The 12,346-nt window shown below is 38.5% G+C and carries 13 protein-coding genes and 1 other RNA gene; 6 read left to right on the top strand and 8 right to left on the bottom strand.

Annotated elements, in window-relative coordinates; genetic code table 11:
• Positions 1-44: 44 nt before the first annotated feature.
• Both IW22_RS18445 and IW22_RS18440 read right to left on the bottom strand, forming a co-directional pair.
• Positions 45-848: a helix-turn-helix transcriptional regulator gene (locus IW22_RS18445; protein WP_034729401.1), complete on the bottom strand. Its 804-nt coding sequence runs from the start codon at positions 846-848 to the stop codon at positions 45-47.
• Between the two features lies 1 nt (position 849).
• Entirely contained in the window at positions 850-1,776 is a 927-nt protein-coding gene (locus tag IW22_RS18440; protein WP_034729398.1) for a hypothetical protein, read from the bottom strand.
• A 97-nt stretch (positions 1,777-1,873) separates the two neighbouring features.
• On the opposite strand from IW22_RS18440, the gene IW22_RS18435 reads away from it, so the two are divergent.
• The 5 genes from IW22_RS18435 to rpoN all read left to right on the top strand — a co-directional run bounded on the left by IW22_RS18435 (position 1,874) and on the right by rpoN (position 6,982).
• On the top strand, positions 1,874-2,338 hold the full coding sequence (locus IW22_RS18435) for a hypothetical protein (protein WP_131401762.1): 465 nt from the start codon (positions 1,874-1,876) through the stop codon (positions 2,336-2,338).
• Positions 2,339-2,349: 11 nt separating this feature from the next.
• Positions 2,350-2,991 carry a hypothetical protein gene (locus IW22_RS18430; protein WP_034729395.1) on the top strand — a complete coding sequence of 214 codons (642 nt, stop codon included), beginning with the start codon at positions 2,350-2,352 and terminating at the stop codon, positions 2,989-2,991.
• The gene (locus tag IW22_RS18425; RefSeq protein WP_034729393.1) at positions 2,988-3,587 is read left to right on the top strand and encodes a CDP-alcohol phosphatidyltransferase family protein; all 600 of its coding nucleotides are present in this window, start codon (positions 2,988-2,990) and stop codon (positions 3,585-3,587) included. The genes IW22_RS18430 and IW22_RS18425 overlap by 4 nt, the downstream gene beginning before the upstream one ends.
• A 323-nt stretch (positions 3,588-3,910) precedes the next feature.
• Positions 3,911-5,359: an asparagine--tRNA ligase gene (gene asnS, locus IW22_RS18420; RefSeq protein WP_034729392.1), complete on the top strand. Its 1,449-nt coding sequence runs from the start codon at positions 3,911-3,913 to the stop codon at positions 5,357-5,359.
• Positions 5,360-5,518: 159 nt separating this feature from the next.
• Complete coding sequence (gene rpoN / locus IW22_RS18415; protein WP_034729391.1) at positions 5,519-6,982, top strand: RNA polymerase factor sigma-54; 1,464 nt, start codon at positions 5,519-5,521, stop codon at positions 6,980-6,982.
• Positions 6,983-7,300: 318 nt separating this feature from the next.
• On the opposite strand, the gene IW22_RS18410 is transcribed toward rpoN, so the two are convergent.
• Genes IW22_RS18410 through IW22_RS18400 form a run of 3 tightly spaced genes read right to left on the bottom strand, consistent with a single transcriptional unit; the run spans position 7,301 to position 10,146 of the window.
• Positions 7,301-8,929 (bottom strand): AMP-binding protein, encoded by a 1,629-nt coding sequence (locus IW22_RS18410; protein ID WP_034729388.1) that lies wholly within the window; start codon positions 8,927-8,929, stop codon positions 7,301-7,303.
• A 58-nt stretch (positions 8,930-8,987) separates the two neighbouring features.
• Positions 8,988-9,662 (bottom strand): hypothetical protein, encoded by a 675-nt coding sequence (locus IW22_RS18405; RefSeq protein ID WP_034729386.1) that lies wholly within the window; start codon positions 9,660-9,662, stop codon positions 8,988-8,990.
• Entirely contained in the window at positions 9,655-10,146 is a 492-nt protein-coding gene (locus IW22_RS18400; RefSeq protein WP_034729370.1) for an RNA polymerase sigma factor, read from the bottom strand. The genes IW22_RS18405 and IW22_RS18400 overlap by 8 nt, the downstream gene beginning before the upstream one ends.
• 294 nt (positions 10,147-10,440) lie before the next feature.
• Between IW22_RS18400 and rnpB the strand changes: the two genes are divergently transcribed.
• Positions 10,441-10,765: RNase P RNA component class A (gene rnpB / locus IW22_RS23790), an RNA gene on the top strand.
• Positions 10,766-10,823: 58 nt separating this feature from the next.
• Here rnpB and IW22_RS18395 read toward each other — a convergent pair.
• From IW22_RS18395 to IW22_RS18385, 3 genes are read right to left on the bottom strand one after another with little or no spacing between them, the layout of a single operon-like run.
• Positions 10,824-11,381, bottom strand: a complete 558-nt coding sequence (locus IW22_RS18395; RefSeq protein ID WP_034729368.1) for a hypothetical protein — start codon at positions 11,379-11,381, stop codon at positions 10,824-10,826.
• On the bottom strand, positions 11,378-11,932 hold the full coding sequence (locus IW22_RS18390; RefSeq protein ID WP_034729366.1) for a hypothetical protein: 555 nt from the start codon (positions 11,930-11,932) through the stop codon (positions 11,378-11,380). The genes IW22_RS18395 and IW22_RS18390 overlap by 4 nt, the downstream gene beginning before the upstream one ends.
• Before the next feature lie 3 nt (positions 11,933-11,935).
• Complete coding sequence (locus tag IW22_RS18385) at positions 11,936-12,313, bottom strand: hypothetical protein (RefSeq protein ID WP_034729364.1); 378 nt, start codon at positions 12,311-12,313, stop codon at positions 11,936-11,938.
• Positions 12,314-12,346 lie beyond the last annotated feature (33 nt).

Genomic DNA, 12,346 nt, shown 5'->3' with positions numbered 1-12,346 from the left:
AGTATAAATAGGTTTTCAGAAAAAATAGAATGAAATTAACATTATTATTTCTTCAGAAGAGTTTTGTATTGCAAAGGAGTAATCCCCATATATTCTCTGAATGATCTGATAAAATGACTCTGGTCTGCAAAACCACATTCCAGTGCCACTTCAGCCAAAGAGGAAGGGGTATTGAGAAGTGTCATCGATTTATTGATCTTCAGTTTTCTGATGTATACGCCTAAAGTACATTGAAAATGTTTCTGAAAATCCCTGCTTAAGTGAACAGGATGGATATCCAAGGTCTTGGAAAGCCCTGTCAGACTTAGCTTTTCTGTAAAATTTTCATGAAGTATTTCATCAATCTTACTGACCCAGACTGGCTTTCTGTCAAAATTTCCGCTCTTTTCTGTTAGCTGATTGAATATATTAAGCAGAAGCTCATGAACAGACAGCTCAAAAGAAGGATCAGTCAATTTTGTTTCCCTGAAAATCCTGTACATGAATAATTTTATCGCGGGATCTTTCAGGTTAAAACTTCCTTCAATGGCGTCTTTGGAAACTCCAAACTGTTTAAACCAGTCTTCCGTAAGTTCAAGATGAAATCCTCTCGTAAAAATATCCGGTTTGATATTGTAATGAGCATCCTCCCAATGATGATAAAGCAGCGTTCCTGCAGGACAGTCATAGGTTTCCTTTCTGTTTCCCTCCGCCATATTTCCCTGCAGCAGAAAAGTGAAATAAGCATTTTCATGATAATGCCAGTCGACGTAGGGATGCGTGTATTCCGTATCCGTAATGGTCAATCCGTCGAAACGCAGCGTTTCATTGGTCTGGCCGAAAAATTCACCATTATGGAGGTTTTTCATATTATAGCTTTTGTTTTAAATTTTCAATCTGCTCGAACATTTTATTGAAAAATATTTTTCTGTCGCGGTTGCCGGACGTGTTCAGCGATTTTGAATTTTTAATCTGATGTTCAAAATAATTCCGGGTTTCACCACAGGTTTTTTCGTCATTAATCAAAATATATCCAAACATATTGATCGGTATGGCAAAAAGCGACTGTTGCGGATGATGGAAAAAAATATCATTGGACAGATGCATCAGTTCGTTTTCATACAAATGAAATTTTGGATTGCTTTCCGTTTTCAGCTCGATATATTGTATAAGTTCTTTGAGTTCTTTCAGGATAATTTCAGCTTCATTTTTCTGTAAAAGTCCGGTTTCGTAGTAAAATAAAATTTGTTGCAAAATACTGGAAATTGTCCTGTCATTCCACAATTCTACAACATTTTGTGCTTCGTATCTCTTCTTCAGCTCCTGCGTATTGGATTCAAAATAAGGCGGCGAAAACTGCAGAAAAGGAATGAAAACCTGTTTCGCATTAAGCAGATTCATCCAGACATAAATTTTAAAACGGGAAAGCAATGTGTCCGAAAGCGTGTAAAAAAAAGGAATATCCTTGGCAGAATAATAAACAGTCATCTCATCAGACAGTGGTAAATTTTCAAAAACGCTCAGATTATTCTGAAAAAAAGACTGAAGATCTTCTGTTTTGTCCACGCCTGAAGTTTTCTGAACCACTAGCTGGTGATCTGAAGTGATAAACTGATTGAGAGAAATCTGATAATACTTTGCCAGTTCCAGAGCTTCTTCAAAGCTGAACTTTGCTTTCAAAGACGTTCTTCTGTGGGATGCATCATAGCTTATATTGAGAATATTGGCGATCTCATCATTCAAAGATTTGTCCCCAATTTTCTTTCGGATTTCCTTAAGTAAAAGTTCCTGATGCATGTTTTTTGTGATTTTCACAAATGTAATCAAAATGTTAATGGTTTATCACATTTAGGAAAGTAAATATTCTTTTCAAATTTGGATAAATATTTAACAAATGAAATACAAAATAATTCTTACTATATCATGCATTTTTTTATCATTCACAATGAAGGCACAAAAGAAGATCCAGCCAATTTATTACATCGATTATTCTTATGCCAATAAACATCTGTTACGTGGAGGTATAGAATTTATGTTGATCAACGAAAGTACTAGTCAAACCAAACTTTTTTTAGGAACAGGTTACGGGGTGGTAAATTCTAATGGTAAAATACACGGAATTCCTGACCTGCATTTAAGCTATAATATAGGAACACTTTTATTTGTCAAGGCCGGCTCCTCTTTCTCTCATGCATATTCTTTAGCTGGGGTCTCATTGTTTAATGCTTGCGATATTGGAATAGGATATTCAAAATCTTATAACAACAGTGAAGTGAAAATACAAGGATTCACGGCTGGTATTACTTTTAGGCTGACCAATAAAGATAATGTTTACGGAAAATTAAGAATAGGATTTTAAAATGAAAAATTATGAAAACAAAATTTTTAATGATGATCAGCTTTTTTATAGTATGTATCATCAATGCTCAGGACAGTTTAAATAATAATTTGAATAAGCCAAAGCTTATTGCTTTTTCGCCTTCGAAGGCAACTAAAAATGTGAATGGAGTGCTTATTAAATATTATGATGAAATTGACCAGGAAATAAAGCCTAAGAAAGTCAATGGAGTTGGATTGGGATTTAATGGTTTAGGAATTTTCTTTCCTGTTTTGTTCCTTGTTAATATCACATCTATTGACAATTGGGGAATTAAAGATATCAGTTCAGATCCTTTGCCGGATAAAATGAATAAGATTAACGGAATGCAGCTTTCCATCGTCAATATGGAACCTACTGTGACCAACGGGCTGGAATTAAGTCTATCCAGCAATATCAGTGCACCTTCGGTTACCAATGGAATGGCTGTATCACCATTGTACAATTTTCATCATACAACGAAAGGTGTGGTCATTTCTCCTCTTGCGAACGTAAGTCAGAAATGCAGAGGTGTTCAGGTGGCCTTAATCAATGTGTGTAAGGATTCACGGGGCATACAGATTGGCTTTTGGAACGAGAATGAAAAAAGAAAACTTCCCCTGATCAATTGGAATTTTAAAAACAAAAAATTATGAAAAAGTTACCATATCTGCTGATCGCAACCAGATTTATCCTGGCTCCCGTTATTCTTTTATTAGCTTATTTTAAAGGAACAGAAGCAGGATCTTTAATTTTAGGATTAATGTATTTCGGCTTATTAACAGATATTTTCGATGGAATCATTGCCCGGAAGGTGGGCGTTTCCTCGGAAAAATTAAGAAGGTTAGATAGTCAGACCGATTTGATTTTCTGGCTCTCCTTAGGATTTGCATCCTATTTTCTGAATCCTGAACTGATTAAAAATGAATGGCAGGGGATTCTTTTAATCTTCGTCATGGAAGCACTTTGCTACGTCGTCAGTATCTGGAAATTCGGGAAGGAGACCTGTACCCATGCGTTTCTGTCAAAAATGTGGGGGTTGAGCCTGCTGATTGCCTTTACCTATCTGATCGGGTTTCAGCAAACGGGCTGGGCATTTTACCTCACGGTTGTATTGGGATTCATCTCTCATATTGATGTGATTTTAATTGTCTTACTGCTTCCGAAATGGCAGTACGACGTTCCAAGCTCTTATCACGCCTGGAGAATCAGAAACGGAAAAGAGCGTAAGAAAACAGTTTTTTTTAATTAGAGAGTGCATCTAAAGAATGGAAGTGGGAAGTTTAAAAGCAGAACTGTAATGTGGTTTTAATTGTCTTTTTCCATCCGGTAAAGGATCTTGGCTATATCCTTGGCAAGGTTTTAAACCTTGCCAAGGATGTCCAAAAGTAACTTCCAGCTTCCCTCTTCGGGCTCCCTTCCTTCCCAATTCACATTAAATAATATCCACAGCATAGTTTTAGATTGAATATTTTGATAAATGGTTTTTTAAAAAGACAGCGTAATCATCAAGTTGCGCTGTTTTTTTGTAACTTTGCAGACGTTAATTTTTATACGAAAATTTATAATCAACAAATGAAAAAGCAGACGATTAAAGAAATCCTACAGGATTACAAGAAAGTATTACATCATGACATTACTGTTTACGGATGGGTAAGATCATTCCGTGCCAATCGCTTTATTGCCCTTAATGATGGATCTACGATTAATAATTTGCAAATAGTTGTTGATTTTGAAAATTTTGATGAAGAGATCCTTAAGAAGATCAGTACAGCTTCTTCCCTGAAAGTAATCGGAGAAGTGGTGGAAAGCCAGGGAGCAGGGCAGGCAGTAGAAATTATTGCTAAAAAGATCATCATCTTAGGTGATAACTTCACAGAAGAACTTCAGAACACGATTCTTCAGCCTAAAAAACACAGCTTAGAGAAACTTCGTGAGCAGGCGCACTTAAGATTCAGAACCAATGTATTTGGAGCTGTTTTCAGAGTACGTCACGCGGTGAGTTTTGCCGTGCATTCATTCTTTAACCAAAATCAGTTTTTCTATATCAACACGCCGGTGATTACAGGTGCAGATGCAGAAGGAGCAGGTGAAATGTTCGGTGTAACCAACTTTGACCTGAACAATATGCCAAGAACGGAAGAAGGTGAAATTGATTTTGCACAGGATTTCTTCGGTAAAAAGACCAACCTTACGGTTTCAGGACAGCTTGAAGGAGAAACTGCAGCGATGGGATTAGGAAGAATTTATACATTCGGACCTACTTTCCGTGCAGAAAATTCAAACACGACAAGACACCTTGCAGAGTTCTGGATGATAGAGCCGGAAGTGGCATTCAACAACCTTGAAGACAACATCGACCTTGCGGAAGATTTCTTAAAATATGTGATTCAGTATGTTCTTGACAACTGTAAAGATGATCTTGAATTCCTGAACACCCGTTTTGAAGAAGAACAGAAAGCAAAACCGGAAAAAGACAGAGCAAAAGAAGGTCTTATCGAAAAACTTCAGAACGTTATCGCTAAGCGTTTCAAGCGTGTAAGCTATACAGAAGCTATTGAGATCCTATTGAACTCTAAAGAAAATAAAAAAGGAAAATTCCAGTATCCGGTGGAAAACTGGGGAACGGATCTTCAGTCTGAGCATGAAAGATACCTGGTTGAAAAGCATTTTGAATGCCCGGTAGTATTGTTCGACTATCCGAAAGAAATCAAAGCGTTCTACATGAAACTGAACGATGACAATAAGACCGTTGCAGCAATGGACGTTCTTTTCCCTGGAATCGGGGAGATCATCGGAGGATCTGAGCGAGAAGCGAGATTAGACGTATTAAAACAGAAAATGGAAGATATGCACGTAGATGCAGAAGAGCTTTGGTGGTACCTTGATACCCGAAAGTTCGGTTCTGTGCCACATGCGGGCTTCGGATTAGGGTTGGAAAGACTGGTTCTTTTCGTTACAGGAATGACCAATATCAGAGACGTGATTCCTTTCCCTAGAACGCCGAAAAGCGCTGAATTCTAGATCAATAAAAAAAGCCTTAATGTAAAAATTAAGGCTTTTTTATGTTCTAATAGTTTATTATATTAATAAGTGTAATGCAAAAATCATGCTAAATGTGTTTTTTGTCGAATTAATTTATTAAATTCGTAGAATATGTTATGTTAAAACACAAAGACTAATATGCTTAAACAACACTTACAACTCAAGTTAGGACAGAAGCTGGCACCTCAGCAGATCCAGCTGATGAAGCTTATCCAGCTTCACACCCTGGAATTTGAAGAGGAGCTGGAACGGGAGCTAGAAGAGAATCCTGCTTTGGAAATTGTAAAGGAAGATCCAAAAGAAGATGAATTCTCTTCTCTTGAAGATGCTTATCAGGATGAAGGAACAGCCAGCATTGAAACAGATTTTGACGTCAACGAGTATATCTACGATGACGAGCCCAATTATAAAACTGCATCCAGTAACTATTCTCCGGACGATGAAGAGTTCGATAATGAAAGCCTTCTGACGGAAGGACAGTCGTTATATGACTATCTGCTGGAACAGATTCACCTGGTGAACATTAGTGACGAAGACGAGAAGATCGCAGAATACGTGATCGGAAACCTTGATACGGACGGTTATCTGAGAAGAGAAATCAAAGCGATCGTAGATGATCTTGCTTTCTCACAGGGAATTTATACGACTAAGGAAAAGGTTGAAGACATTCTGGAAAATTACATCCAGAAGCTGGATCCACCTGGAGTAGGAGCCAGAGGTCTTCAGGAATGCCTGTTGCTTCAGATCGAAAAGAAAGTAAGTTCCGATAAAGCAGTTTCCCTGGCAGCCAATATCTTAAGACATCAGTTCGATGCGCTTACCAATAAGCATTACAACAAGATCATTCAGAAGTACGATATCGAAGAAGAAGATCTTAAAGATGCCCTTGATGAGATCTCAAAACTGTCTCCGAAAGTAGGAGGAAACTTTGATACACAAACCATCACGATCAACCAGGAAATTATTCCGGATTTTGTGATCCAGGTAAAAGATGGAGTGGTAATCCCAATGCTGAACAGCAAAAACGCTCCGACCTTAAGAGTTTCTGAAGAATATAAGGACATTCTGACCACGTATTCCCATGATAAAAACTCTTCAGAGCACAAACAGGCGGCATTGTTTATCAAACAGAAATTAGATGCTGCGAAATGGTATATAGATGCTATTAACCAGCGTCAGAATACCCTGTTGCAAACCATTACAGCGATCGTGAAATTCCAGAAGGATTATTTTATCACAGGTGATGAAAAATCTCTGAGACCTATGATCCTGAAAGATGTTGCAGATATCACAGGATTTGATATTTCTACGATTTCAAGAGTGGTAAAAAGCAAATATGCCGATACATCCAACGGAATCGTTTATCTGAAGGACCTTTTCTCAGACAGTCTTACCAACGATGATGGTGAAGAAGTTTCGACCAAAGAAATTAAAACGCATCTTCAGGAAGTGATCGGGAAAGAGAACAAAAGAAAACCGCTTACCGATGATGCTCTGGTAGTCATCCTGAAAGAACAGGGCTACAATATCGCCAGAAGAACAATCGCTAAATACCGTGAACAGCTGAATATTCCGGTTGCAAGATTAAGAAAAGAACTTTAAGTAGTTATCCATAAAAAGCAAAAGCCCGGTATATCCGGGCTTTTCTATTTTGAATATAAAATCTGTCTGCATTATTAGTGAGCATTAATAATATAGATAAAACAGTAAGATCAGCGTGATTTGCTCAATCTGCGAGAGGCTTTTTTTAACGCAAAGACTTATTATAACATTGAATATTTTAAGTGAGCGAAGTGGATCAATTTCATTGATCTGACTAAGCAGTCACTTTATCCATGAGCTTCATCAGCGACGGAGTCGAATTCTTTGCCTTTCTCAAAGTCAATATTATTTTATTTAAAAACTTTGTGTCAAAAAAAATTAAGAACGCTGTTTCAATTTATCCAGTTCCAGCTCTTTGATAGAAATCTCACGCATTTCCACTTTCCGTATTTTTCCGGAGATTGTCATCGGGAATTCATCCACAAATTTCCAGTATTTAGGAACTTTATAATGAGCAATTCTTCCTTTGCAGTAGTCTAGAAGTTCCGTTTCCGTTACGTCAAAACCTTTTCTCACCTTTACCCAGGCCATCACTTCTTCACCATATTTTTCACTCGGAATTCCTATGATTTGTACATCCAGAATATTCGGATAGGTATATAAAAAGTCTTCAATTTCTTTGGGTGAAATATTTTCACCACCTCGAATGATCAGGTCTTTCATCCTTCCGGAGATCGTGATATACCCGTCATCATCCATTACCGCCATATCGCCGGTGTGCATCCAGCGGGCATCATCCAGTACTTTTTTGGTGTTTTCGGGGTCATTCCAGTATTTCAGCATCACAGAATAACCTCTTGTGCAGAGTTCGCCATGCTCGCCACGTTCCAGCGTTTTTCCATTTTCGTCAATGATTTTAATCTCCAGATGATCCTGAACGGTTCCCACCGTGCTTACCTGCTTTTCTAAGGGCGTTCCGATCAAAGTTTGGGTAGAGACAGGAGAGGTTTCTGTCATTCCGTAGCAGATACTCATTTCTTTAATGTTCATAAGGTTTTCCACCTTTTTCATGATCTCAGGAGGGCAAACTGAACCTGCCATAACCCCTGTCCTTAAATTTGAAAAATCATAGGTTTCAAAATCCTTAACCGCCAGTTCGGCGATAAACATCGTTGGAACTCCATATAAAGAAGTACATTTTTCATCAGAAACAGTTTTTAACGTAATATCCGGATCAAAACTGTCATTAGGGATCACCATACAGGCGCCGTGAGCCGTACAGCATATGTTCCCGATAACCATTCCGAAACAGTGATAAAATGGGACCGGAATACAGACCCGGTCGTTTTGTGAGTACTTTAAGCGTACCCCAATGAAATATCCGTTATTTAAAATATTGTGATGGGAAAGGGTGACACCTTTTGGAAAACCTGTTGTTCCTGAGGTGTATTGAATATTCACAGGATCATCGAACTGTACGTGTTCTTCAAAGCTGTGAAGTGTGTCATCTGAAATATCCTGTCCGTTGTTCAGGAAATCTTCCCAGTTGTCATCAAAGAAAATTTCATGTTCCAGGCTGGGACAGACTTCTTTGGCATATTCTACCATTTCTTTATAATTGCTTGTTTTAAAGCTTAAAGAAGAAAATATAGAACGGATTCCCGATTGATTGATGACGTAAGTAAGTTCGTGTGTTCTGTAAGCAGGATTGATATTCACCAGTATGGTTCCGATCCGGGCGGTTGCGTATTGAAGCAGTACCCATTCATAGCGGTTGGAAGACCAGATTCCGATTCTGTCGCCTGCTTTGGCCCCTAAAAAAATTAAAGCTTTTGCAACAGCAGTAGTCTGATTATAAAATTCCTGATATGTGGCCCTGTAATCCTGATGAACACAGACTAAGGCTTCCTGATTGGGGTATTTTTCAACAGTCTTTTTAAGATTTCCTCCGATGGTTTGTCCCAGTAATGGAATCGAAGAAGCTCCATAGACGTAAGATAATGGCATAGTTTAAGATTTGGTGGAATAAAAATAATGAAAAATCTTGAACTGATGCCTGTTTGCATTAATTTTCCTGAGAATCTATGTCTTTAAGCTGTTTTAAATTTCTGTCCAGTTTTCTGATGATGATTCCGTATACAAGTCTGTAGTAGAACCAGATTAGAAGTACACAAAGTACCGTACTTACAATGATCCCGATAATAACAATGATCAGATTGGAGTTGGAAGGCTGTACATTCTGAGAATTCAGTACATAAAAAATAAATGCGGTAAAGACGAACATAAAGGCAACCAGCAGCGCAATGCTGATCAGAATAAAGGCATTGACTGTCTTTTTGAATTTAATAATTCTTATTATGAGACCTTTAAGGTTTTCCTCAATCCTGATTTTGCGATAATTCTGATAAAACTTCAGGACAAAATAAGCCGTGATCAGTAAGCTTATAATTTTGATGGCTAAATAGGCATGGTCAAAATTAGTTTCTATCTCAGGAGCTTCCTGAGCGCCCAGTTTTTCTAATATTTTGCGGAAACTGTCCGATTCTTCATCCTGAAAGAAATAAAATAGTCCTAAAACAGAAAAGAATAAAAACTCCAGTACACTGATCCAGAAAATATATTTCACATAATTGCGCGACTTTCTGTTCAGCATCTGAAGGATCTCAGTGCTGTCGTATTTCGGTTGAACAGGCTGCTCTTGCCATGTTTTCTTAAAGCTGTCTAAATCAAAATCAGGCATATTTTTCCATCTGTTCTTTAAGGGTTTTCTTTAATCTGTTCATTTTCACGCGGGCATTAACCTCGGTGATCCCAAGGTTTTCTGCAATATCCTTATAAGGCAGGTCGTCAAGATACATCATTACAATCGCTCGTTCTACATTGGGCAGGGTTTTGATCACGGTATACAGAAGAGAAATCTGCTGCTGCTTATCGTCATCATCTTCCACAAAATCCCTGTGGTTGATATCCAACTCGTTGGTAGGTAGGCTTTTGCTTTTTTTTCTGAAAAGAGTAATGGCTGTATTAAGGGCTACACGGTACATCCATGTAGAAATTTTAGAGTTCCCTTTAAAAGAATCGTAGCTTCTCCATAGCTGCAGTACGATCTCCTGAAACAGGTCCTCTTCATCTTCAAGAGAATTGGTATACAGACGCGAAACTTTGATAATCAGGCCCTGATTATCTTTGATAAGCTGCGCAAATTCTTTTTCTCTCGAAGTCATAGATATATAATGGCACGAAGATAATAATAATGCGGTGATTTGTTGATATGATGATGGGTTAATTTGTTGATGTGGCGTTGTGTTGATGCGGTGATGTGTCTGAATAGACTTGGAGGATTGTTGAAATGATATTGTTTTTTAGTTAAATGGCCTGAAGCCCATTCCTATTGAATATTATATTCTCCTAATCAATCCATATATTCCTCATCACCGCATTAACACATCACCACATCACCACATCATCAAATCACCACATCGTCAAATCATCACAAATAATCCGTATCTTTGCAACCGCGAGAAAATCGGCTTGTTGATTCCTGTTTCGGCAGGGGTAGGAAAGTCCGGACACCATAGAGCAGCAAAGCGGATAACATCCGTCACCCGTGAGGGTAGGACAAGTGCAACAGAAAGCAGGTACAGTTCGGCTGTAGTGAAACCAGGTAAACTCTTTGCGGTGCAATGATAAGTATATCGGTTCTTTTCAGTAATGGAAATTAGGGGCGGCTCGTCCTGAAAGCCGAGGGGTAATCAGCTCAAGTTTTGCAGCAATGTAAGACGCAGATAAATAACAGGCACTTCTTCGGAAGAACAAAATCCGGCTTACAGATCTTCTCGCGATTTTATTCAGGCTACAAAATTATTTATAAAAAGAAAGCGGAGAAAGTTCTCCGCTTTTTTTATGGATAGATACTGAAATAAGTAACCTTTCCGGTAGATGTTGAAATGGTAAACCACTCGGCTTCTATACCACTGTTCGGGCCTACCTGATAAGCATTGGCAGTGACGCCGGCATTAATGGCCACGTTCGGATCTCCCACAAGATAAGAGTCTATCGTATTTCCTGCACTGTCCATCAGGAAAAAGTGAAATGACGCCCACTCGTTGATGGAAGACATCGTAGAGGTGATGTAGCTGTGGTTATACGGATAGGATACATTATTTGCTGTGTTGCTGGGATCTGTGATATTCCAATAATTCATATTCATAGGAAAAGGTGCTAAACCTGTAGTTCCGAATGACGAATAGAAGGAAGAAATTCCTGCGGGCATTGTATATGAACCAAAAGATCCGTTAGGCGAAGCGTACATATAGCGAACAAGTCCCGGTGTAGGGCTGCAGGTCATCAGTCTTCCAACCGCATCATACCCATTGTAATTGTTAAATACAAAAGATGAAGTTTGTGCGGAGGAAAATATTCCCATTAAACCCAATAATAAAGCTGCTGTTTTTTTCATGGATATATTTGAAGATAAGTTGTTGTTGTACTCCCTGTTGAGATAGTAAACCATTCTGCAGTACCGTCCGGAGTGGAAAAATAATCTACGCTTGTAATACATGAGTTAGGAGTGGCGTTTCCTAAATTGGTATTGAAACCGATTACCTTGTTTCCTGTTCCGGCATAGTACATATGGAATTTTGAAGTCGCCCATTGGGTATTGTTGGAAATAACACCGCCCGGCATAAGGCTGCCGTGATTCCAAGATCTTATGGTTGAAGATGTTGTTCCCAGAGTTACAATCCAGTTATTCACAGGATATAGAGAAGAAGCGAACTGATCTCTGTAATTGTCTATTTTCCATGCAAGACTGTTTCCCATGTGTGAATTGGCGGGAACTACCATCGTGGCAGGATCGTTATTCATCACGGCAGGAACACAGCCATTGAAATTCATAGCCATCAGATTTCCGTGGAAATCATGCGGGGAATAATTATTAAGCATAAACATCCCCTGGGAATACACCAGAGATGCTGCTGCTATTCCAAATACGGTTAAAATTTTTCTCATGGATTATTTATCAGATTTAATGTTTTTTCTGATCTCATCGCTTTTCTGCATATAGATCTGGGTAGCCCAAACGATGATCTGGCTCATATCACCGCCGGTTTTTCTCGTTAGTTCAGCTTCCGTAATACCAGTGGAAATGATCAGTTCTTTAGAGGCAGGAACAAGAAGGGCTTTTCTTCTGTCACTCAGTTCGGATGTATTTCTTTTCTTTTCCTCTTCCGTAGGTCTGTTTTGTGGATCTCCCAAACTTTTAAAAGCTTTGTCGAACTTTTCCATTTGGGGCGTTTTCATACTTTCTACGGTATTCACGGCGCTCCCTTCATTATTACAGGATACTAAGGTTAAAGTGGCAAAAGCTGCTGATATAAAAAGTTTTTTCATAGTAAATTAGAATTTAGGTTAGATTTTTTTTGA

The organism is Chryseobacterium sp. JM1 (assembly GCF_000737715.1).
In the GTDB taxonomy this organism is placed as follows: Bacteria; Bacteroidota; Bacteroidia; order Flavobacteriales; family Weeksellaceae; genus Chryseobacterium.
This window is presented reverse-complemented; position numbering and strand designations above follow the sequence as displayed.